Origin of the sequence: Curtobacterium sp. ME-Dv--P-122a (assembly GCF_030209645.1) — a bacterium.
Taxonomy (GTDB): Bacteria; Actinomycetota; Actinomycetes; order Actinomycetales; family Microbacteriaceae; genus Curtobacterium; species Curtobacterium flaccumfaciens.
Genome location: NZ_JARVRO010000012.1, coordinates 50,426 through 72,284, shown reverse-complemented (window position 1 = coordinate 72,284; position 21,859 = coordinate 50,426). Strand labels below are relative to the sequence as shown.

At 71.2% G+C, this 21,859-nt stretch carries 19 protein-coding genes; 2 read left to right on the top strand and 17 right to left on the bottom strand.

The annotated features are described in order from the left end of the window. Positions 1-429: 429 nt before the first annotated feature. From QRN49_RS12830 to QRN49_RS12815, 4 genes are all read right to left on the bottom strand, one after another. The gene (locus tag QRN49_RS12830) at positions 430-1,479 is read right to left on the bottom strand and encodes a DUF8320 family protein (protein ID WP_071406459.1); all 1,050 of its coding nucleotides are present in this window, start codon (positions 1,477-1,479) and stop codon (positions 430-432) included. Further along, entirely contained in the window at positions 1,476-2,729 is a 1,254-nt protein-coding gene (locus QRN49_RS12825; protein WP_262133309.1) for a sensor histidine kinase, read from the bottom strand. Before QRN49_RS12825 ends, QRN49_RS12830 begins: the two co-directional genes overlap by 4 nt. A 5-nt stretch (positions 2,730-2,734) precedes the next feature. Next, positions 2,735-3,454: a response regulator transcription factor gene (locus tag QRN49_RS12820; protein ID WP_017888757.1), complete on the bottom strand. Its 720-nt coding sequence runs from the start codon at positions 3,452-3,454 to the stop codon at positions 2,735-2,737. Positions 3,455-3,630: 176 nt separating this feature from the next. Continuing rightward, on the bottom strand, positions 3,631-4,890 hold the full coding sequence (locus QRN49_RS12815; RefSeq protein WP_284756269.1) for a class I SAM-dependent RNA methyltransferase: 1,260 nt from the start codon (positions 4,888-4,890) through the stop codon (positions 3,631-3,633). 14 nt (positions 4,891-4,904) lie between these two features. Here QRN49_RS12815 and QRN49_RS12810 point away from each other — a divergent pair, with 14 nt between their 5' ends. Both QRN49_RS12810 and QRN49_RS12805 read left to right on the top strand, forming a co-directional pair. Beyond that, positions 4,905-5,699 carry a Maf family protein gene (locus QRN49_RS12810; RefSeq protein ID WP_284756267.1) on the top strand — a complete coding sequence of 265 codons (795 nt, stop codon included), beginning with the start codon at positions 4,905-4,907 and terminating at the stop codon, positions 5,697-5,699. A gap of 95 nt (positions 5,700-5,794) precedes the next feature. Further along, positions 5,795-7,579: an acetyl/propionyl/methylcrotonyl-CoA carboxylase subunit alpha gene (locus tag QRN49_RS12805; RefSeq protein WP_111022317.1), complete on the top strand. Its 1,785-nt coding sequence runs from the start codon at positions 5,795-5,797 to the stop codon at positions 7,577-7,579. Positions 7,580-7,664: 85 nt separating this feature from the next. Here the strand turns inward: QRN49_RS12805 and QRN49_RS12800 are convergent, their stop codons facing one another. The 13 genes from QRN49_RS12800 to QRN49_RS12740 all read right to left on the bottom strand — a co-directional run bounded on the left by QRN49_RS12800 (position 7,665) and on the right by QRN49_RS12740 (position 21,851). Continuing rightward, the gene (locus QRN49_RS12800) at positions 7,665-8,339 is read right to left on the bottom strand and encodes a type IV toxin-antitoxin system AbiEi family antitoxin (RefSeq protein WP_284756264.1); all 675 of its coding nucleotides are present in this window, start codon (positions 8,337-8,339) and stop codon (positions 7,665-7,667) included. A gap of 442 nt (positions 8,340-8,781) precedes the next feature. Then, positions 8,782-10,458 (bottom strand): phospho-sugar mutase, encoded by a 1,677-nt coding sequence (locus tag QRN49_RS12795; RefSeq protein ID WP_284756262.1) that lies wholly within the window; start codon positions 10,456-10,458, stop codon positions 8,782-8,784. Continuing rightward, a complete protein-coding gene (locus tag QRN49_RS12790) occupies positions 10,455-11,297 on the bottom strand; it encodes a purine-nucleoside phosphorylase (protein ID WP_071244261.1) in 843 nt (280 codons plus the stop codon). Before QRN49_RS12790 ends, QRN49_RS12795 begins: the two co-directional genes overlap by 4 nt. Positions 11,298-11,385: 88 nt before the next feature. Continuing rightward, the gene (locus tag QRN49_RS12785) at positions 11,386-11,664 is read right to left on the bottom strand and encodes a PTS sugar transporter subunit IIB (protein WP_027466460.1); all 279 of its coding nucleotides are present in this window, start codon (positions 11,662-11,664) and stop codon (positions 11,386-11,388) included. Then, positions 11,661-12,107 carry a PTS sugar transporter subunit IIA gene (locus QRN49_RS12780; protein ID WP_111029446.1) on the bottom strand — a complete coding sequence of 149 codons (447 nt, stop codon included), beginning with the start codon at positions 12,105-12,107 and terminating at the stop codon, positions 11,661-11,663. Before QRN49_RS12780 ends, QRN49_RS12785 begins: the two co-directional genes overlap by 4 nt. A gap of 3 nt (positions 12,108-12,110) precedes the next feature. Beyond that, positions 12,111-13,223, bottom strand: coding sequence for an adenosine deaminase (locus tag QRN49_RS12775; RefSeq protein ID WP_111022313.1), 1,113 nt, complete (start codon positions 13,221-13,223; stop codon positions 12,111-12,113). 120 nt (positions 13,224-13,343) lie between these two features. Then, positions 13,344-14,642 carry a thymidine phosphorylase gene (locus QRN49_RS12770; RefSeq protein ID WP_284756258.1) on the bottom strand — a complete coding sequence of 433 codons (1,299 nt, stop codon included), beginning with the start codon at positions 14,640-14,642 and terminating at the stop codon, positions 13,344-13,346. Between the two features lie 5 nt (positions 14,643-14,647). Then, positions 14,648-15,130: a cytidine deaminase gene (locus tag QRN49_RS12765; RefSeq protein ID WP_071244268.1), complete on the bottom strand. Its 483-nt coding sequence runs from the start codon at positions 15,128-15,130 to the stop codon at positions 14,648-14,650. Positions 15,131-15,149: 19 nt separating this feature from the next. Continuing rightward, complete coding sequence (locus QRN49_RS12760) at positions 15,150-16,442, bottom strand: ABC transporter permease (protein ID WP_084741425.1); 1,293 nt, start codon at positions 16,440-16,442, stop codon at positions 15,150-15,152. Then, entirely contained in the window at positions 16,439-17,788 is a 1,350-nt protein-coding gene (locus QRN49_RS12755) for an ABC transporter permease (RefSeq protein WP_284756254.1), read from the bottom strand. Before QRN49_RS12755 ends, QRN49_RS12760 begins: the two co-directional genes overlap by 4 nt. Next, positions 17,785-19,305 (bottom strand): ABC transporter ATP-binding protein, encoded by a 1,521-nt coding sequence (locus QRN49_RS12750; RefSeq protein WP_071406403.1) that lies wholly within the window; start codon positions 19,303-19,305, stop codon positions 17,785-17,787. The genes QRN49_RS12755 and QRN49_RS12750 overlap by 4 nt, the downstream gene beginning before the upstream one ends. 167 nt (positions 19,306-19,472) lie before the next feature. Continuing rightward, on the bottom strand, positions 19,473-20,537 hold the full coding sequence (locus tag QRN49_RS12745) for a BMP family lipoprotein (protein ID WP_163342629.1): 1,065 nt from the start codon (positions 20,535-20,537) through the stop codon (positions 19,473-19,475). A gap of 198 nt (positions 20,538-20,735) precedes the next feature. Beyond that, positions 20,736-21,851, bottom strand: a complete 1,116-nt coding sequence (locus QRN49_RS12740) for a mannose-1-phosphate guanylyltransferase (protein ID WP_027466449.1) — start codon at positions 21,849-21,851, stop codon at positions 20,736-20,738. Positions 21,852-21,859 lie beyond the last annotated feature (8 nt).

Here is a 21,859-nt window from a genome sequence, read left to right as displayed (position 1 = left end):
TGCGAGGCAGGGCGACATTCGGGTTGTCGCTCAGCCTCGGGTCGTGAACGGGCCGGTCGGTATCCGACCGGCCCGTTCCCCGTTTCCGGGGCGTTCAGCGCGTGCGGGCGGGCGTCGGTGCGGCGCGCGGGGCGGTACCGAGGCCGACGCGGAACGACACCGTCGACGTCGTACGACAACGACATGGTCGCTTCCGAGCGCGCGCCCGCCCGGCGCACCCATGTGACGGCCGGGAGGCCCGTGGCGGGGCCGCCACGGGCCTCCCGGCTGTCCCCCATCGCGTCCACCGCCGCCCGCACGCCCGGCGCACCACGCGCGTCCGCAGCGCCGTCCGCACCACGTTCGCGACGATTCACGCGTCGATCACGTGGTGCGTCGTCGCGACACGCGTGCACGCGCTGCCGCGCGCTGTACCGAGCGTGCCGCGCGCTACGCGGGCTCGTGCCGCGGGATCTCCAGCCAGAGTGCGACGGAGTCGTCCTCGTCCCCGTCGTCGTCGTCCATCCCCGCTCCGAGCGCCGCGGACTCGCTGGCCGCGCCGTCGAGGCGGAGTCCGACGACGGTCACCGCGGAGTCGGACCCTTCGCCCACGGTCCGGACGATGACGTTGTCGGCGTCGCGGGCCTGCCGGAGTGCCTCGGCGACACGGGCGTGGATGCGCCGGATGTCCGGGGCGTCCAGGTCGTCGAGCCCACCGTCGTCGTGCAGCTGGACGGTCGCTCCGCGGCGACGCAGGCGCATCACCTCGTCGCGGACGTCGTCGGACAACAGGGACCGGCCCCGGATCTCGTCGCGGATGGCCTGCTCGAGGTGGAGGCACTCGGCGCGGTCGGCGTCGTCGAGGTCGCCGCAGGAGTCGATGATGCGCTGCAGCATCGGCAGGGCCATCCGGGTGGTCTGGCTCAGCCGGAACTGCCGCTCGAACACGTGGGCGTCCTGCGCGGCCTGCCAGTCGGCGGTCTCCTGCTCGGCGAGGACGAGCTCACGGGTGTTCCGGATGGCGCGGCTCATCGCGGCGGCGAAGACCGTGGCGATCGCGACCCAGGCGACGCTGCCGACCACGCCGAGCCCACCGAGCGAGCCGAGGCCGGCCCAGGCGACGGTGTACACGGTCAGGAACAGCACGCCGGCCCACGCGAAGGGGCCCCGGCCGCGCACGACGAGCACCACCATGAGCGTGCCGATGGCCGCGATCCACCAGGTGGCGGAGCCCGGACCACGACCATCGACGAGGACGGGGGCGGCGATCACCGGCATCACGATCGCGGTGGCGAGGGAGAAGCAGGCCGTCCAGACCGGCAGGACCCTGCCGGGGACGAACAGTGCGAGGCCGGTGGCCGCGGCGTACAGGACCATGCAGGCGATGATCGGGGCGACCTGGTCGACGCGCGGCAACGTGGCCGCGGCGAGGACCAGGTGGTAGAGGGAGAACAGCGACGCCAGGCCGAGGGCGATGCTCGCCGGCAGGGAGACCTTCATGCGGTCGTCCTCGCGGCCGGCGACCACGTCAGCACGATGCGGGTGCCCTCGCCCGGGGCGGTGTGCACCTCGGCGCGGCCGTCGACGGTCGCGACGCGCTCGACGATGGAGCGGCGGACACCGAGCCGTTCGGCGGGGATCGCCGCGACGTCGAACCCGCGGCCCTCGTCACCGACCTCGACGAGCACCCCCTGGCCCTGCTGCTCGACGCGGACCCAGCGGGAGACGTCGCCGTCGCCTGCGTGCTGCACGCTGTTCACCGCTGCCTGCAGCGCCGCCGAGGCCAGCGCGTCGGCGACCGACGCGGGCAGGCGGACCGACCCGGTCGGCGTCGGGACGAGGCGGACCGGGGCGGGCAACGCACCGACCCCCTCGCGGATGCGCGCCCGGAGTTCGCCGAGGGCGACCGGCGCGACGTCACCGGGACCGTCGGTGGCGGCGGCCTCGAGGTGGTCGATCGCGTTCCGGGCCATCCGCGCGGCGAGGGTCTTGGCCTCGAGCGTGTCGGCACGGGCGGCGGAGAGCAGCGTCGTGAGCACGCTGTCGTGCACGATGGCGTCCACCTGCACCCGCTCGACCTCGGTCGCGTGTTCCCGGATGGCGAGCGAGTACCGCCGCACCGCCGTGGACTGCGCCGTGTCGACCGACGTGGCCGCACGCCGCAGCACCACCGCGATGACGAGCACCGCACCGCTGAGCAGCGCCGTGTACACGCCGTCGAGCAGGACCGCGAGCACCCCGACGTCGCCGCCGAGCGGGCTGAGCCGGATGACGACGTAGACGGCCGGCACGAGCGCCGTGTAGACCGTCGCACGCCACGTGGCGAAGCCCATCGCCGCCGCCGTGCAGCCGACCGTGCAGAACCACCACGGCCACGGCTGCTGCGCCGACGGGATGGGCTCCTGCACCGTCGCCGTCCACGTCACGAGCACGACGAGGAACAGCAGCGCACAGACGATCTGCGCCAGCTGCGCGACCCGCTGCACGAAGGCCGAGACCCCGATGAACACGAACGACGCCGCGAGGGCGAGCATCAGCGTCGGGCCCCAGAACGGGTCGAGGTACGGCAGCTGCTGCAGGACCGCGGGCGCGTCGACGATGCCGAGGCCGATCGCCGCCATCGCGAGGAGGATCGCGAACGCGCGCTCCACCGACGCCTGCGTGATCGAGGCGCGGACGCTGCGCGCCGGATCGGCGCCGAAGGGCGCCGGTTCGACGACCGGCCGCGCCGACTCAGCCGCGGTCGCCATCCGTGTCAGCGACCGTCGCCGTCGGGGTCGATGCCCGAGTCGAGCCCGGGGAGGATCCCGTCCTCGACGGCTCGACGCAGCAGGTCGACCTTCGTCGGGGCCGGGCGACCGACCTCGACGTACTTCACACGGATCCGGTCGAGGTACTCACGGGCCGTCGAGTAGCCGATACCGAGCTGCTGGGCGGCGAGCTTGAGCGGGAGACCCGAGGCGTAGAGGTGCAGGATCTCGCGCTCGCGGCGGCCGAGCTGCGCCTTCGCGAAGTCGCGGTCGGCGTCGATGGCGCTCGCCCACTCGAGGTTGTTGAGCACGTCACCGCGTGCGACGGTGGCGACCGCGGCCATCACCGTCTTGGTGGCCGAGGACTTCGGGATGACGCCGGCAGCCCCTGCTGCAAGCGCCTCACGCACGTTGGCGACACGGTCCGCGATCGAGTGCACGAGCACCGCCGATCCCGTCCCCTGCACGCCCTTGACGTTCTCGGTCACGGTCGAACCGTCACCGAGGGACAGGTCGAGGACGACGACGTCGACCTCTCGCCCGTCGAGGTTCTGGACGTACTCGGGGACGCTGGCGGCGGTGAGCACCACCTCGAACCCCTCGTTCTGGCACGCCGCCTGGATCCCGAGTCGGACGGACTCGTGGTCGTCGACGATCGCGACCCGGACCGGCCTGGTGGCCGCCCCTGACGTCTCGGTGCTGGTGGTTGTCGTTCCTGCTGCCACAGTGGCCTCTCGTTCCGATGCGCGACGCCGGCCCCTGAAACCGGAGTGCCATCAACGACCCAGGATACCCAGCCCGGACTCAGGTGCGGGGCTTCTCCGCTGCGCCACGCTGGCCGGTCCGCCGATTGGTGGACACCCCGACACGCAAGGACCCGCGGTCGAGTGACCCCCGGACCTCAGCGCGTGGGGACCAGGCGCGCGACGGCTTCCAGGTGGTGCGTGTGCGGGAACAGGTCGAAGGCCCGCAGTGCTTCGAGCCGGTAGCCGAGGCCGGCGAACGTCGCGACGTCGCGGGCCAGTGCCACCGGGTCGCACGCCACGTAGACGACCTGCTCGGGCTGGAGCGCAGCGATCTGCACGACCACGTCACGACCGGCACCGGCGCGGGGCGGGTCGAGCACGATCGTGCCGGCGCGGAAGCGGTCCTTCTCGGCGCGTGAGGCGTTCGCCACCGTGTTCGTCAGCCAGCGGTCCACGCGGCCGGTCTCCGCGCGGGCGCCGAGCCACTCGGACAGGTTCTCCTGCGCGTGCTCGGTGGCACGGGCGGCGCTCTCGACGCTCGTGATGCGCGCCTTCGGGCCGACCAGGTCGCCGAGGGCGGCGGCGAGCAGGCCGACACCGCCGTACAGGTCCAGGTGGGTGCCCTCGGGGTCGAGGCGGTCGCGGTCGACCAGGTCCTGCACGGCCTCGGTGAGCACGGTCGCCGCGGCGCGGTGCACCTGCCAGAACCCGTTGTCGTCGACCTGGAACGTGCGCTCCCCCACGACCTCGGTCACCACGGTGGGCTTCTGGTCGTCGATGACGAGCCGCGCGCCCTCGGAGCCGCTCGGTGCGAGGACGTCGATGACCGAGGACCCCGGCAGCGCACCACGGCCGAGCGGGGCGCTCTGCTGCACGACGGCGGTCGCGAGCGGCAGGCTGGCGACGGGGATCACGGAGTGCGAGCGGGCGGCGAAGGGGCCGGCGGTGCCCTGCTCGTCGACGTGCAGCCGGACGCGGGTGCGCCAGCCGAGGCCGTTCGCCGCGTCGTCGCCGGGCGCGGCCTCGACGACGACGTCGTGGCCGAGCACCTCGGCGAGGTCCATCCGCGCGAACCGCGCGAACGAGTCGACGAGGACGTCGTGCTTCAGCGTGCGCTGGTGTGCGAGGGCGATGTGACCGAACTCGGCACCACCCGGGCGCGTCTCGGGGTCACGCTCGAGCGCGGCCTCGGGCCAGACGTGGTCGACGCGGTACTCGCTCGGCGTGATGACGCTCACCGTGTCGGCGCGCCAGAACGACTTCTTGCGGTCCTCGGTCACCCGGGCGACGACGCGCTCCCCGGGGATCGCGTCCGAGACGAAGACCACCCGTCCTTCGTGCCGTGCCACCGAGATGCCGCCGTGGGCGATCCCGGTGACGTCGAGTTCGAGCAGCGTGCCGACGGATTCACCCATGGTGAGATGGTCCCATGCGTCTGTACCTCGCGAGTACATCCCCCGCCCGCCGAGCACTGCTCGCCCAGTCCGGGATCGAACCCGTGCTCGTGTCCCCCGGGGTCGACGAGGACGCCGTCGGCGCCGCAGCAGCGGCATCGCTCGGCCGTGACCTGACCGGTCCGGAGCTCGTCTCGCTCCTCGCCGTCGCGAAGGCGTCCGCGGTCGCCGACTCCGCGGTCGCCGGGTCCCCGGTCGACGGGGTCGTGTTCGGCGGGGACTCCGCGTTCGAGGTCGACGGACAGCTGTACGGCAAGCCGCACGACCCCGCGGTCGCCCGGGAGCGCTGGCGGCAGATGCTCGCCGCCGGCGGCGGGACGCTGTGGAGCGGACACTGCGTGATCGATCGACGACGCGACGACCGGCACCGGGACCCGGAACCGGCCACGGGACGGCCTGGAGGCGCGGCACCGGCCCGCACCGTGCCTCCCATCCGGTCCCTGGTCACGTCCACCGCCGGCGTCCCGCAGCTGGGTGACGTCGCGCCCGGCGGGTCAGCGCTGGCCGCCGCCGGCGACCGCGTGGTCGCGGTCGACAGCGCGGTGCTGACCTTCGCCGACGACGTGTCCGTCGACGAGATCGACGCGTACGTCGCGACGGGCGAGCCGCTCGAGGTGGCGGGTGCCTTCACCATCGACGGTCGGGCCGCCGCGTACATCACGCGGATCGACGGAGCACCGTCCGCCGTGATCGGGATGTCGCTGCCGGTGCTGCGGTCGATGCTCCTCCGTGGCTTCGGCATCGCCTGGCACGATCTCTGGGCTCATTAGACGCGGCGCACTGTAGACATCCACACCTGTTCCGGGTGGTTCTTTGTGGGTGCCAGTCAAAACGCACTCCCGCCGCACGAATACGCTGCTGTGTCATGCCCCGTATCAGCAAGGTCCTCATCGCGAACCGCGGCGAGATCGCCGTCCGCATCATCCGCGCGGCCCGCGACGCGGGCAAGGCATCGGTCGCGGTCTACGCCGACCAGGACCGCGATGCCCTGCACGCCCGCCTCGCCGACGAGGCCTACGCGCTGAACGGCACCACGAGCGCCGACACGTACCTCGTCATCGACAAGATCATCTCGGTCGCCCGCCGCTCCGGTGCGGACGCCGTGCACCCGGGTTACGGGTTCCTCGCCGAGAACGCCGATTTCGCCCGCGCTGTCATCGATGCCGGGCTCGTCTGGATCGGCCCGTCGCCGGAGTCGATCGAGCGCCTCGGCGACAAGGTCTCCGCGCGCCACGTCGCCGAGAAGGTCGGCGCACCGCTCGCCCCCGGCACCATCGAGCCCGTGCAAGACGTCTCCGAGGTCTTCGACTTCGTCGACCAGGTCGGTCTGCCCGTCGCGATCAAGGCGGCGTTCGGCGGTGGCGGTCGTGGTCTGAAGGTCGTCCGCGACCGTGCCTCGGTCGAGGAGCTCTTCGAGTCCGCCACGCGTGAGGCGATCGCCGCGTTCGGTCGGGGCGAGTGCTTCGTCGAGAAGTACCTGGACAAGCCGCGCCACGTCGAGACCCAGTGCCTGGCGGACGAGCACGGCAACGTCGTCGTGGTCTCCACCCGCGACTGCTCGCTGCAGCGTCGCCACCAGAAGCTCGTCGAGGAAGCCCCGGCGCCCTACCTGACGCCCGAGCAGCAGACCGCGCTGTACGAGTCGTCCAAGGCGATCCTGCGCGAGGTCGGCTACGTCGGCGCCGGCACCTGCGAGTTCCTCATCGGCGCCGACGGCACCGTGTCCTTCCTCGAGGTCAACACCCGCCTGCAGGTCGAGCACTGCGTCTCCGAAGAGGTCACCGGCATCGACCTGGTGCGCGAGCAGTTCCGCATCGCCGAGGGTGGCGTGCTCGACTACTCGGACCCCACGCCGCGGGGACACTCGTTCGAGTTCCGCATCAACGGCGAGGACCCGGGTCGCAACTTCTTCCCCGCGCCCGGCCCCGTGCACGCGTTCAACGCACCGTCCGGCCCCGGCGTCCGTGTCGACTCGGGTGTCGTCTCCGGCGACGTCGTGTCCGGCTCGTTCGACTCGATGCTCGCGAAGCTGATCGTCACCGGCGCCACCCGTGCCGAGGCGCTGGAGCGTTCGCGTCGTGCACTCGCCGAGTTCGAGGTCACCGGCCTGCCGACCGTGCTCCCCTTCCACCGTGCCGTGGTGTCCGACCCGGCGTTCGCGACGGACGACTCCTCGCCGTTCAGCATCTACACGCAGTGGATCGAGAGCGACTTCGTGAACGACATCCCGGCGTGGAGCGGCTCCCCCGAGGAACTGCCGGCCCCGGCTGCGCGCGACAGCGTCGTGGTCGAGGTGCAGGGCAAGCGCATCGAAGTCACCATGCCGTCGATCGTCGGTGGCGGTGCTGCCGGCGGTGTCGCCGGTCGTCGTCCGGCCGGCCCCACCGCTCCCCCGAAGCGCCGCTCGTCGGCCGTCCGCGGGGGCCTGGCGAAGTCCGGGTCGTCCGTCGCGTCGCCGATGCAGGCCACCGTGGTGAAGCTCGCGGTCGCCGAGGGCGACACCGTGGTGAAGGGCGACCTGCTCGTCGTGCTCGAGGCCATGAAGATGGAGCAGCCCGTGCAGGCCCACAAGGACGGCGTCGTCACCGGGCTGAACGCCCCGGTCGGCCAGACGGTCTCGTCCGGTCACGTGCTGCTCGAGCTCGCGTAGCGCGGGGGTTCTTGCTCTCCCCCGGAACCAGGTTCCGGACACAGCACCGTGCATCTACACGGTGCTGTGTCCGTTCCACGGTGCGTCACCACATTGGTGTCGTGCGGCTCGCCAGTGGGACCGGGAGTCCGGACCTCCGGAGCGTGGACGGAGCATCTCCTCCCGGAAGGACTTCCCGCCAGATCAGCCTCGCGAGACCCCGGACCCCCGGGACTGCACGTACCGCGTCCTCTCGGAACTTCTCCGCGATCACCACTTCTTCTGCCGTCCGCGCGCCGCGAACCTCGCCGGCCCGGTACTTGACGAGTCCGTCGAACTCCACGACCACCCCCTGCTCCGGAAACCAGAAGTCGACCCGTGCGATGCATCGGCCGTCGACGGAGAACTCGTGTTGCAGCTCCGGCCGTGGCAACCCGAGATCGCGCATCACCAACAGCGCGAGGCTCTCTCCGGCGGACTCGATCCGACCATCCGCGAGCTCGAGGAGCGCTCGGACCCGCTGGGCACCGCGGCGTGTCGGTCGTGATTCGAGTTCGGCCAGCAGGTCGTGACGATCGACCCCTCGTCGGAGCACCGCGTCGAGGACGACCAGGGCATGGCCCCGGTCGGATCGGAGCGCAACGTCGATGGCCGTGGTCACCAGGTCCGTCGTCTCGACCCCGTCGATGAGCACGGTTGCCACGTCTCGACCACGTGCCGGCACCTTGTCGCTGAAACGCAGGCGCTGCGCGCGGTCGCGCGTGGGGTCGGTGAGGGCCACGCGATCCGGGAGTGGCCCGAACCAGGGCAGCTCGTGCATGACGACGGCCGACGCGTGCGACACGATCAGCCCCGGACCGGAGGCAGCGAGGACGGCATCGATCCGGGCACGGTGACGCGCCGCTTCCGACGCATCCCGGAACGCCTGGGCGGGGGTCGAAACGCCGTGGCCGATGCGGAGGAACTCGCCGCGCTCCGTTCTGCGCCGCATGCTGCGAGCCGTTGCGCTGTCCACCGGAGTCGTCATGAGCGTGAGGCGTTCCATCGGGACAGCGTGGCGTCCCGGCGGCCGCTCACGGCACGATGACCCGGTCGCTGTGGAGAACCAGCCGACCCGTTGTCATTGTGGAGCGGTACCGGGCTTACGCGACACTGCGGAATGGACACAGCACCGCGAAGATGCGCGGTGCTGTGTCCGGAACCTGGTTCGGGCGGACCGCGCCCTACGACACCAGGGGGCGCACCGCGTCGGCGAGGGCGTCGACCAGACGCTGGGCCTCGGCGGGAGTGTCCGCGACGGTGTCGATGTAGACCTTCACCTTGGGCTCGGTCCCGCTCGGGCGGACGATCACCCGGGCGTCGCCGGACAGGTCGTAGCGCAGGATGTCCGAGGGCGGGAAGCCCGCCACCCCGTCGACGTAGTCCGTCACCGTGTGCACGTCGAGCCCGCCGAGCGTCGACGGCGGCGTGGACCGGAGCGACGCCATGATCTCGCCGATGCGCGACAGGTCGTCGACGCGGGTCGCCACCTGGCCTGACGCGAACGCACCGAACTCGGCGGCGAAGGCCTCGAGGTGGTCGGCGATGGTCGAGCCCGATGCGGCGAGCTCGTCGGCGAGGGACAGCAGTTCGAGCGCAGCCGAGATGCCGTCCTTGTCGCGGACGACCGACGGGTCGACCAGGTAGCCCAGGGCCTCTTCGTAGCCGAACAGCAGCTCGGGCACCCGCGAGACCCACTTGAAGCCGGTCAGGGTGTCGCGGTACTCCAGCCCGTGGCGCGCCGCCACCCGGGCCAACGCCGGCGACGAGACGATCGAGGCTGCGAGGGTCCCGGTCGCGCCGGACTCGGACGCCCGTGCAGCGGCCCGCCACCCGAGCAACCAGCCGACCTCGTTGCCCGACAGCCGACGGTACGACGGCGCACCGGCGTCCGAGGCCGTCGGGATCGCGAGTGCGAGCCGGTCGGCGTCGGGGTCGTTCGCGATCACCAGGTCGGCGCCGACGGCGAGACCACGGGCGATCGCCAGGTCCATGGCGCCGGGCTCTTCGGGGTTCGGGAACGAGACCGTCGGGAATGCACCGTCTGGCTCGATCTGCTCCGGCACCACCGTCGGTGACGCGAATCCGGCGGCGGCGAACACCGCGCGAGCGGTCTCCCACCCGACGCCGTGCATGGCCGTGTAGACGACCTTCGGCTGCTCCTCGACCGCGAGTGACGGAGCGGGCACGATCGCGGCCGTGGCGGCCACGTAGGCGTCGACCAGGGCCGACGTCGCGACGGTGTAGTCCGTGCCGCGCGGCAGGTCGGTGACGGAGCCCGCGGCCACGGCGTCGATGGCGTCCGCGATCTCACCGTCGACGGGCGGCACGATCTGCGAGCCGTCGTCGTCCTGACCGAGGTAGACCTTATACCCGTTGTCCCGCGGCGGGTTGTGGCTCGCGGTGACCATGACGCCGGCACCGACGTCCAGGTGCCGGACGGCGAACGCGAGCACCGGCGTCGGCAGGGCCGAGGGCAGCAGGGTGACCTCGAGCCCGAGGCCGCGCATGACCTCGGCCGAGTCACGTGCGAAGACGTCCGAGTTCACCCGGCCGTCGTACCCGATCACGACGCTGCGCGAGCGCCCGGTGTCGATGAGGAACCGTGCGAGCCCTGCAGCGGCCTGGGTCACGACGACCCGGTTCATCCGCAGCGGGCCCCAGCCGAGCTCCGCGCGGAGTCCGGCGGTGCCGAACTGCAGCCGGCCGTCGAACCGCTCGGCGAGCGCCCGGACAGCGGGACCGTCACCGTCGGCCGCCGCGTCGATCGCCGCGGCCAGCTCGTCACGGGTCTCCGGGTCGGGGTCCTGCGCCAGCCACGCCCGCGCGGTGCCGAGCACCTGGTCGAGGTCGAGCTTCACGACGCCGGCTGCCCGAGTGCGGCGACCACGCGTGCGAGCAGGTCGGCGATCACCGGCTCGGCCTGCTTGCCGGCCTCGAGCACCTCGGTGTGCGACAACGGGGTCTTCTGGATGCCCGCGGCGAGGTTCGTGATGAGCGAGAACCCGAGGACCTCCATGCCGGCCTGACGGGCGGCGATGGCCTCGAGCGCCGTGGACATGCCCACGATGTGCCCGCCGATGGTCTTCGCCATCTGGACCTCGGCCGGGGTCTCGTAGTGCGGGCCGCGGAACTGCGTGTACACGCCCTCGTCGAGCGACGGGTCGACCGTCCGGGCCAGCTCGCGCAGCCGCGCCGAGTACAGGTCGGTGAGGTCGATGAACGTCGCGCCCTCGAGCGGGCTGTCCGCGGTCAGGTTGATGTGGTCGCTGATGAGCACCGGGGTGCCCGGGGTCCAGTGCTCCTTGATGCCGCCGGCGCCGTTGGTCAGCACCATGATCGAAGCACCGGTCGCCGCCGCGGTGCGGACGCTGTGCACGACCCGACGGACCCCGTGGCCCTCGTAGTAGTGGGTGCGGGCACCGATGACGAGCGCGTGGCGGCCGTCGGCGAGGCGGATCGACCGGATCGTGCCGGAGTGTCCGGGGACGGCCGAGGCGCTGAACCCGGGGACCTGCTCGGCCGGGATCTCGGACACGGTCTCACCGATGATGTCGGCGGCCTTGCCCCAGCCCGAGCCGAGGGTCAGGGCGATGTCGTGCCGCTCGATGCCGGACTGTTCGGCGATGGCGGCGGCGGCGGCCCGCGCGACCTCGAACGGGTCGGCAGCGGGGTCGTTCAGCGGGTTCTCGGTGCTCATGCCCCAACTCTAAAGGGCGGACGCCCGCCGCAGCGCCCGCCGCAGCGCCGCCGCAGCGCCCGCCGCCGCGGCCGCCACCGCACCCGCCTCAGTGCTCGCCGAGCGCCCGGTCCACCGCCGCCGTGATCTCGCCCTGGTCGAAGTGGTTCGCGATGACGATGACCTCGGCGTAGGTGTCACCGATCGCCTCGACGAACTCCTGACTCGTCAGGATCACGTTCGCGTCGTCGGAGACGTCCCGCACGGACGCGACGTCCGCCGCGACGACCGACGCCGACAGCCCGAGGGCGTCGAGCGCCTTCTCGGCGTTCACCTTGAGGATGCCGCTCGACCCGATGCCGGCGCCGCAGATGGTCACGATCTTCACGCGGAGACCCCCATGATCGCGCGGACCTCGTCCGCGGTGGTCGCCGCCGCGATCCGTCCGGTGACGGTGGCGTCGTTGAACAGGTTCGCGATCTCGCCGATCGACTCCAGGTGGGTGCCGACCTCGGCCACCGCGAGCCCGAGCACCACACGGACGGGGTCGTTGTGCGGGTGGCCGAACGCCACCGGCGTCGCGAGCGTCACGATCGCGAGTCCGTCCCGCACGACGGCACCACCCGGCCGGGCGTGCGCGAACGCGAGCCCCGGCGAGATGACGATGTACGGCCCGTGCTCCTCGACCATGCCGATCATGGCGTCGGTGTACTCGTCGGTGGTGGCGCCCGACGCGACGAGCGCACCGCCGACCAGGCGCATCGCGTCACGCCACGCGGGCGCGTCCGCACCGAGGAGGACGGCGGTGTCCGGCAGCGGTGGCAGTCCCATGCGTCAGGCCTCCTGGTACCCGGCCGTGATGGTGGCGATGATCTCCTCGCGGTCCTCGAGCGGCAGGAACGACCCGAGCGCGGCGTTGATCTGGAACGCCGCCAGGTCGTCGAGGTCGTACCCGAACGTGCCGGCGAGCAGTGCGAGCTCCTTGGACAGCGAGGTCCCGCTCATCAGGCGGTTGTCGGTGTTCACCGTGACGCGGAAGCCGAGCTGGTAGAGCACGTCGAACGGGTGGTCGGCGAGGTCGTCGCCCCACGCGGCGATCGCCCCGGTCTGCAGGTTGGACGACGGCGAGACCTCGAGCGGGATCTCGCGGTCGCGGACCCACGAGGCGACCTCGCCCAGGGAGGCCAGCGTCGAGCCATCCCCGGCGTCGGACAGGGCGACGTCCTCGAAGATGCGGACGCCGTGCCCGAGGCGGAGCGCCCGGCCGTCGACCAGGGCGGACCGGATGGAGGCGAGTCCGTCGGCCTCGCCCGCGTGCACGGTGACGGGGAACAGTTCGGACGCCAGGTAGTCGAAGGCGGCACGGTGGTTCGAGGCGGGGAACCCGGCTTCGGCACCGGCGATGTCGAAGCCGACGACCCCGGCGTCACGGTGCCGGACGGCGAGTTCGGCGATCTCGAGCGACCGGTCGGCGTGCCGCATAGCGGTGACGAGCTGGCCGACGCGGATGCGCCCACCGGCGGCGTCGACGGCTTCCTCGATGCCGGCCTGCACCGCCTCGACCGTCTGGTCGAGGGTCAGTCCGCCCTGCAGGTGCTGCTCCGGCGCCCAGCGGACCTCGCCGTAGACGACGCCGTCGGCGACCAGGTCCTCGACGAACTCGCGGGCGATCCGGGTGAGCTGCGGTGCGGTCTGCATCACCGACGTGGTGACGTCGAACGTCTTCAGGTACTCGACCAGGGAGCCGGAGTTCGACTGGTCGGCGAACCACTGCCCGAGCTCGGCCGGGTCGGTGGTGGGGAGCGACACACCCGCCGAGGCCGCGAGCTCGATGATGGTCGCGGGACGCAGGCCGCCGTCGAGGTGGTCGTGCAGCGAGACCTTCGGCAGGTCGTTGATGACCGCCCCGGCGTCGGGCAGGCGGTAGGTCGGGGCGTCGGCGCTCATGCCCCCAGGCTATCGGTGGTCACCGCCGCCGCGCAGGCACCTGTGCACAACCCACGACGGAAGACACTGGAGGCTCCCCACAGGTGTGCAGGGAGCCTCCGGTTCGTCGGGTGGCCGGGTTCAGGACCCGATGCGCTCGCGCACGATCGACCCACGTGCCGCGGCAGCGGAGCCCGCCGGGCCGATGGTCCACGCGCCCTCGAGCGACTCCAGCGCACGCGGGATCCGCGACGCGTCGTCGGAGTGCAGCGTCCAGAGCGGCTGGCCCTCGGTCACGGTGTCCCCCGGCTTGACGTGGAGCTCGATGCCCGCACCGGCCTGCACCGGGTCCTGCGCGCGGGCACGACCGGCCCCGAGCCGCCAGGCCGAGACGCCGAACGGCAGCGCGTCCTGCTGCGTGAGGACCCCCGACGTCGGAGCGGTGACGACGTGCTGTTCGCGGGCCACGGGCAACGTGGCGGACGGGTCCCCGCCCTGCGCCTCGATCATCCGACGCCAGGTGTCCATGGCGCGGCCGTCCGCGAGCGCCGCGGCCGGGTCGGCGTCGGGCAGTCCGGCCAGCGTGAGCATCTCGGTCGCGAGCGCAACCGTCAACTCGACGACGTCGGCGGGGCCGCCGCCGGCGAGCACCTCGACCGACTCCCGCACCTCGAGCGCGTTGCCGATCGTCAGCCCGAGCGGGACCTCCATGTCGGTCAGCAGCGCCGAGGTCGCGACCCCGGCGTCGTTGCCGAGGTCGACCATGGTCTGCGCGAGCTCCCGGGACGCCTCGTACGTCGGCATGAACGCGCCGGACCCGAACTTGACGTCGAGCACGAGCGCCCCGGTGCCCTCGGCGATCTTCTTCGACATGATGCTCGACGCGATGAGCGGGATGCACTCGACCGTGCCGGTGATGTCGCGGAGCGCGTAGAGCTTCTTGTCCGCGGGTGCCAGGCCGGACCCGGCGGCGCAGATGACCGCGCCGACGTCCTGCAGCACCTGCATCATGCGGTCGTTCGAGATGGACGCCTGCCACCCGGGGATCGACTCGAGCTTGTCGAGCGTGCCGCCGGTGTGCCCGAGCCCGCGGCCGGACAGCTGGGGCACGGCGACGCCGAACGACGCCACCAGGGGTGCGAGCGGCAGCGTGATCTTGTCGCCGACGCCACCGGTGGAGTGCTTGTCCACGGTCGTCTTGCCGAGCGACGAGAACGACATCCGCTCCCCCGACGCGATCATCGCGAGCGTGAGGTCCTTGATCTCGCGCCGCTCCATCCCGTTCAGGAAGATCGCCATCGCCATCGCGGCCATCTGCGGGTCCTCGACGTAGCCGCGGGTGTACGCGTCGACGAGCCAGTCCACCTCGGCGGTGCTGAGGGCCCCGCCGGAGCGCTTCGTACGGATGAGGTCGACGGTGTCGAACGGCTCGACGGCCATGTGGATCAGTGCTCCTGCTGGTAGGTGGCGAGGGTCCGCGGCCCGAAGGCGTCCGGCAGGACCTCGTCGATGGTGCGGATGCCGGAGAGCGTCTCGAGGAGCATGCCCTCGGTCGAGTGCTCGAACAGCAGCTGGCGGCAGCGGCCGCACGGCATCAGGGTCGCCCCGTCGCCGTCGACGCACGTGAACGCGACGAGCTTGCCGCCGCCGGTCATGTGCAGCTGCGACACGAGCGAGCACTCCGCGCAGAGCGTCACCCCGTAGCTCGCGTTCTCGATGTTGCAGCCGGAGACGATCCGGCCGTCGTCGGTGAGCGCCGCGGCGCCCACCGGGAACGACGAGTACGGCGCGTAGGCGCGCCGCATCGCGGCCGTGGCGGCGTCCCGCAGGACGCCCCAGTCCACGTCGTCGACCGGGAGGCCCGTGGCGGCGTCCGTCGGGTCGGTGGCGGTGACCGCCTGGTCACCTGGTTGCTGCGTGTCGGTCATGTGTCGTGCCTCCAGGCCGTCAGCTCTTGATGTAGGGCTTGCCGGACGCGGCGGGGCCGCGCGACTGCCCGACCAGGCCGGCCACGGCGAAGATCGTCACCACGTACGGCAGCATCAGCAGGAACTCGCTCGGCACGGGCGAGCCGACCGCGCTGAGCGTGTTCTGCAGGTTCGACGCGAAGCCGAACAGCAGGGCGGCGAGCGTGGCCTTGATCGGGTCCCAGCGGCCGAAGATCACGGCGGCCAGGGCGATGTAGCCCGCGCCCGCGGTCATGTCCTTCGTGAACCCGCCGGTGGCGTCGAGCGTGAAGTACGCCCCGCCGAGGCCCGCGATCGCACCGGCGAGCGAGACGTTCCAGAACCGGGTGCTCGTGACGTTGATGCCCACCGTGTCGGCGGCCTGCGGGTGCTCGCCGACGGCGCGGAGTCGCAGACCCCAGCGGGTCTTGAACAGGCCGAAGGTGACGACCGCGACGGCGACGTAGGCCAGGTAGACGACGACCGACTGCTCGAAGAAGATCGGTCCGATGATCGGGATCTGGTGGAGCACCGGGACCTCGAACTTCGGGAACCGGATGCCGATGTTGAGCGTCTGCTGGTTCGGGGACAGCACCTGCGAGTAGAGGAAGCCGGTCAGGCCCGAGATGAAGGCGTTGATGACGACACCGACGATGACCTGGTCGACAAGGTACTTGATGCTGAACGCCGCGAGGACGAACGACACGAGCACACCCGCGACCAGGGCGCCGACGAGGCCGACCCAGGGCGACCCGGTGAGCGAGGCGATGAGCGCCGAGGTGAACGCACCGGCGAGGAACTGGCCCTCGATCGCGATGTTCACCACGCCGACCCGCTCGGAGATGACGCCGCCGAGTGCACCGAAGACGAGCGGGACCGCGAGGCCGAGCGCACCGAAGAGCATGCCGGGGATGGTGATCGAGTCGCCGGCGACCGCCCATGCGAGGAAACCGACCACGAAGACGATCGCGAACACCGAGGTCACCCAGAGCGGCACACGACGGGAGGCACGGGTCTCGACGATCGCGTACACCGTGGCGAGCGCGAGCAGCACGGTGACGACGATCCCGGTGGCCGTCGCCGGCAGCGGGAGGTTCGGCAGCGCGAAGAAGTCGCCCTTCGAGGCCAGGCGGAGCGTCGCCGTTCCGGGACGGTGTCCGAAGCCGAACAGCACGAGCGCGAGCAGCGTGAACACGCCGTACCCGATCGGGAGCTTCCAGCTGCGGGTCGTCTCGACCGGGCGGTCGTCCAGGGGCATGCGCGGCGCGGCCGCGGTGGGGCTGAGGGTGCTCATGCGGCGACCGCCTTCTTGCTGTTCTTGCTCGTCTTCGTGCGCTTGCGTGCACCCGGCTGCGGGATCCGGAAGATCGCGCGGACGAGCGGCGGCGCCGCGATGAAGAGGACGATGAGTGCCTGGATGACGCCGACGATGTCGATCGGGATGCCGTTGGCGGCCTGCATGGCGTAGCCACCGTTCTTCAGCACGCCGAACAGGATCGCCGCCCAGAACACGCCCCACGGCTTCGAACGGCCGAGCAGGGCCACGGTGATGGCGTCGAATCCGATGCCGGCGTCGATGCCCGAGGTGAAGCCCGTGGTGACGGCGCCCTGCACCTGGTAGGCACCGGCGATGCCGACCAGTGCACCGGAGATGACCATGACCCAGATGGTCAGCGACGGGACGCTCATGCCGGCCACACGGGCGGCACGGGGGTTCTCACCGATGGTGCGGAAGCGGAAGCCGAGCGAGGACTTGTTGACGAGCCACCAGACGACGACGACCGCGATGATCGCGACGATGAACCCGAGGTCCACGCCGTACCGCACACCGAAGAGCTGCGGCAGGAGCGCGCTGTCCTTCGTGGCGGGCGAGATCGGGTTGCTGCTGCCCGGGGCCTGCAGCAGGCCCGGGGTGCGGAGCAGGTAGCTGACCAGGTAGAGCGCGACGTAGTTGAGCATGATCGTGACGACCACCTCGTTCGCACCCGTCCGGGCCTTGAGCACCCCGACGATGCCGCCCCAGACCGCGCCGCCGACGATGCCGGCGATGATCGTGAGCGGGATGTGGATCGCGGCGGGGCCGTCGAACGAGAACCCGACCCAACCGGCGGCAGCGGCGCCCATCAGGATCTGGCCCTGGCCGCCGATGTTGAACAGTCCGGCGCGGAACGACAGCGCGATCCCGAGTCCGGCGGCGATGAGCGGCACCGAGTAGTCGACGGAGCGCGTGAGCGGCCCGATCGCCTGCTGGAACGAGTCCGCGCCGAAGTTGAACACCGAGCCCTGGAACAGCGAGGCGTAGGCGCCGCCGACCGCGGTGCCGATCGCCTGGAGCATGTCCGTGGGTCGGGCGAAGAAGTAGCCGGCGGTGGCACGGACGTTCTCGTCCGTCACCGCGATGAGGATGCCGCACGCGACCAGCGCGAGGACGACGGCGAGCACCGTGACGAGCACGGAGCCGTTCAGGATCCCCTGCAGGGCGGCCTGCCAGCGGTCACCACCGGCGCCGTTGCGGCGCTCGGTGTCCTCTGCCGAGTCCGTCATCAGGTGCGGGGTCGACTCGACCTCCTGCAGACGGTCGTCGGTGAGCGGCGCCTCGGGGGCTGGCTGCTGCGTGTTGTCTGGCGGTGGGGTGGTCACGCTGCCAGCTCCGTTCCTTCAGGGATCTCCCCGGCCATCATGAGGCCGAGGACGTCACGGGGGGTGGTCGCGGGGACGATGCCGACGATGCCGCCGCGGTACATCACGGCGATCCGGTCGGCCAGGGCCACGACCTCGTCGAGCTCGGTGGAGACGACGATGACCGGCACACCGGTGTCGCGGGTGGCGACGATGCGCTTGTGGACGAACTCGATCGAGCCGACGTCGATGCCGCGGGTGGGCTGCGCGGCGACGAACAGCCGCAGCTCACGGCTCAGTTCGCGCGCCAGGACGATCTTCTGCTGGTTGCCACCGGACAGCCGACCGGCCGCGGTGGTGCGACCCGGCGTCCGGATGTCGAACTCGGCGATCTTCTCGTCGGCGAAGGCGTCACGCTCGGCCGAGCGGATCGTGCCGGCGCGGACGAACTCGGCGTGGTCGGCCCGGTCGAGCATCAGGTTCTCGGCAATCGTGAACTCGCCGACCAGGCCGTCCTCCTTGCGGTCCTCGGGGACGAAGCCGACGCCGGCGTCGAGCACCTGCTTGACGCTCCGACCGGTGAGTTCCTTGCCGTCGAGGGTGATGCGGCCAGCATGGGCGGGCTCGAGACCGATGATCGCCTCGGTGAGCTCGGTCTGCCCGTTGCCCTGCACCCCGGCGATCGCCAGGACCTCGCCGCGGCGCACCGTGAAGGAGACGTCGTCGACGAGCACGATGCCGGACGGGTCGGTCACGGTCAGGTTCTCGACGACCAGGGCGTCCGCGCCACCGGTCGCGGGAGCCTTGTCGACCACGAGCGAGACAGCACGGCCGACCATCAGCGCGGCCAGCTCGTTGTTCGTGGCGGTCGGCGATGCCTCGCCGACGACCTTGCCGAGACGGATGACCGTGATGCGGTCGGCGACCTCGCGCACCTCGCGCAGCTTGTGGGTGATGAAGACGATCGCGGTGCCGGCCTCGCGGAGCTGGCGCATGATGCCCATCAGCTCGTCGGTCTCCTGCGGGGTGAGGACGGCCGTCGGCTCGTCGAACACCAGCACGGAGGCGTCGCGGGACAGCGCCTTGATGATCTCGACGCGCTGCTGCACACCGACGGGCAGGTCCTCGACCTTGGCGTCGGGGTCGACGTCGAACCCGAAGCGATCGGAGATCTCCTGCACGCGCTTCCGGGCACCGGCCAGGTCGAGCCGCCCGCCGAAGGTGGTCTGCTCCTGGCCGAGCATCACGTTCTCGGCGACGGTGAACACGGGCACGAGCATGAAGTGCTGGTGCACCATGCCGATGCCGGCGCGCATGGCGTCACCGGGGCCGTCGAAGTCCTGCACCACGTCGTCGAGCAGGATCTCGCCCTCGTCGGCGTCGTACAGGCCGTACAGGACGTTCATCAGGGTGGACTTGCCGGCGCCGTTCTCACCCAGGAGGCAGTGGACCTCACCCGGCTCGACGGTGAGCGAGATGTGGTCGTTGGCGACCAGGGCGCCGAACCGCTTGGTGATGCCGCGGAGTTCGAGCTTCATGTTCGGGAGTCTATTTCTGTCTCGCGCGCGCCACGCGGGCGCACGGTGTCGCGTGCAGCCCGCGGATGCACGATGTGGTGTGCGCCGCCGGGCGCACGATGTGGTGTGCGCCACCCGGGCGCACGAGAACGCGGGCGAGGGATGCTCCCCCGCCCGCGTTCATCGGGTCAGGACTGGGTCTTGACCTTGATCGAGCCGTCGATGATGCCGGCCTTCACGTCGTCGAGCTCGCCCTGCAGGCCCTTGTCGACCTTGGACTCGAAGTCGTGGAACGGCGCGATGCCGACGCCGTCGTTCTCGAGGGTGCCCACGTACGGGTCCTTCGAGAACTTGTCGTCAGCCGCCTGCTCGACGACGTCCTTCACGGCCGGGCGCATGCCCTTCTCGACCGAGGTGAAGGCGATGTCCTTGTAGCGGGGGTCGGCCTCGTAGAGGTCGCTGTCCGCACCGATCAGGACGGAGCCGTTGTCGGCGTCCTTGATGGCCTCGGCAGCGGACTGGTAGATCGGGCCACCGACGGGCAGGATCACGTCGGCGTCCTGGTCGAGGAGCGTCTGCGCGACCGACTTGGCCTGCGTGCCGGCCTCGAAGCCACCGGTGAAGGAGCCCTTGCCGGTGTCGACGTTCCAGCCGACGACCTTGACGTCCTTGTCCTTCTGCTCGTTGTAGTACTTCACGCCGTCCGCGAAGCCGTCCATGAAGATGGTGACGGTCGGGATCTGCATGCCACCGAAGGTGCCGACGACGCCGGTCTTCGAGTAGGACGCAGCCGCGTAGCCGGCGAGGAACGCCGCCTGCGAGGTGTCGAACGTGATCGGCTTGACGTTCTTCGCGTCGATCGAGTTGTCGTCGATGATCGCGAAGTCGGTGTCGGGGTTCGCAGCGGCCTGCTTCTTCGTGGCGTCGGCCAGGTTGAAGCCGACGGTCACGACGAGGTTGCAGTTCTGGCCGATGAGCTGCTCGATGTTCGAGTCGTAGACGGTGGCGTCCTTCGACTCGGCCTCCTTGTAGGTGGCACCGAGGTCCTTGGCGGCGTCCTTCATGCCCTCGTAGCCGAGCTGGTTGAACGACTTGTCGTCGAACCCACCGGCGTCGGAGACCATGCAGGGGCGGAAGTCGGTCTTCTTCGCCGTGTCGGTGGTGGACGGCGCCGAGGCACAGCCGGCCAGGACGGCGACGGTGCCGGCGAGCGCGAGGCCGCTGAGGACGACCTGTCGGGTACGAGATGTCACGGGTTGGTTCCTCCGGGGAGCGTGCCCGGACCACGTGCGTTCCGGGCGATCGTGGCGACAGTACACGACCGTCGGGTCGGTACAGGACCCGTTGCGGGGCTCCTGCGGATCGGTTACGGGATCGCGACCCCGCCGAAACGCGCCCGTAACGCGGGGCAACCCACGCACCCCCAGTTCGAGGGGTTTGTCGGTGGAGCGCTACAGGACGTCGCCGCGGCCGCTGATCTTCAGGGCATCCACGACGCCCTTGACCCGCTGTGCGTTCGCACTCGTGGTGACGAGCAGCGCGTCCGGGGTGTCGACGACGACGATGTCCTCGACGCCGATGAGCGAGATGAGCCGCTGGCTGTGCGAGATCACGATGCCGCTCGACGAGTCCGCCAGGATGCGGGCGCCGTCCCCGAGCACCGCGAGGTTGTTCGGCCGGCCGCCGGACTGCAGCTTGGCGAGCGAGGCGAAGTCGCCCACGTCGTCCCAGTCGAAGTCACCGGGGACGACCGCCATGCGTCCGGCAGCGGCGGCGGGCTCGGCGACCGTGTAGTCGATCGCGATCTTCTCGAGCATCGGCCAGACGGCATCGACGACGGCGCCGCGGGCCGAGGTGTCCCAGGCGTCGGCGAGTTCGTTGATGCCCGCGAGCAGCTCGGGCTTCGTCCGGCCGATCTCGGCGAGCAGCACGTCGGCGCGCGCGATGAACATGCCGGCGTTCCAGAGGTAGTTGCCCTGCTCGACGTACGAGCGGGCGGTGTCGAGGTCCGGCTTCTCGACGAACGACTTCACCGCGTGTGCGGTCGGGGCACCCTCGATGTCGAGCCCGGCGGTGTCGGCGTTGATGTAGCCGAAGCCGATCGCGGGTTCCGTCGGGGTGATGCCGATGGTGGTGACGTAGCCGGCGCGGGCGACGGCGACGGCCTCGCGCACCGAGCGGCGGAAACCGCGTGCGTCACCGATGACGTGGTCGGCGGCGAACGAGCCGATGACGACGTCGGGCTCGCGGCGCACCAGGATCGCCGCGGCCAGGCCGATGGCCGCCGTGGAGTCCTTCGGTTCGCTCTCGAGCACCACGTTGTGGTCCTCGACGCCGGGCAGCTGCGACTCCACCGCGACCCGGTGCGCACGGCCGGTGACGACCATGATCCGCTGGTCGCCGGCGAGCGGCGCCAGGCGGTCCCAGGTCTGCCGCAGCAGCGAGGTGCCGGAACCCGTCAGATCGTGCAGGAACTTGGGTGCGTCCGCGCGCGACAACGGCCACAGGCGCGATCCGATGCCCCCTGCGGGGATGATCGCGTAGAAGTCTTCGAGAGCGTCAGCCACGCGCTCAC

Coding starts and splice junctions, on each gene's coding strand:
- QRN49_RS12830 (WP_071406459.1), bottom strand. CDS start 1,479: ATGAAGGTCTCCCTGCCGGCGAGCATCGCCCTCGGCCTGGCGTCGCTG.
- QRN49_RS12825 (WP_262133309.1), bottom strand. CDS start 2,729: ATGGCGACCGCGGCTGAGTCGGCGCGGCCGGTCGTCGAACCGGCGCCC.
- QRN49_RS12815 (WP_284756269.1), bottom strand. CDS start 4,890: ATGGGTGAATCCGTCGGCACGCTGCTCGAACTCGACGTCACCGGGATC.
- QRN49_RS12810 (WP_284756267.1), top strand. CDS start 4,905: ATGCGTCTGTACCTCGCGAGTACATCCCCCGCCCGCCGAGCACTGCTC.
- QRN49_RS12805 (WP_111022317.1), top strand. CDS start 5,795: ATGCCCCGTATCAGCAAGGTCCTCATCGCGAACCGCGGCGAGATCGCC.
- QRN49_RS12790 (WP_071244261.1), bottom strand. CDS start 11,297: ATGAGCACCGAGAACCCGCTGAACGACCCCGCTGCCGACCCGTTCGAG.
- QRN49_RS12780 (WP_111029446.1), bottom strand. CDS start 12,107: ATGGGACTGCCACCGCTGCCGGACACCGCCGTCCTCCTCGGTGCGGAC.
- QRN49_RS12775 (WP_111022313.1), bottom strand. CDS start 13,223: ATGAGCGCCGACGCCCCGACCTACCGCCTGCCCGACGCCGGGGCGGTC.
- QRN49_RS12770 (WP_284756258.1), bottom strand. CDS start 14,642: ATGGCCGTCGAGCCGTTCGACACCGTCGACCTCATCCGTACGAAGCGC.
- QRN49_RS12765 (WP_071244268.1), bottom strand. CDS start 15,130: ATGACCGACACGCAGCAACCAGGTGACCAGGCGGTCACCGCCACCGAC.
- QRN49_RS12760 (WP_084741425.1), bottom strand. CDS start 16,442: ATGAGCACCCTCAGCCCCACCGCGGCCGCGCCGCGCATGCCCCTGGAC.
- QRN49_RS12750 (WP_071406403.1), bottom strand. CDS start 19,305: ATGAAGCTCGAACTCCGCGGCATCACCAAGCGGTTCGGCGCCCTGGTC.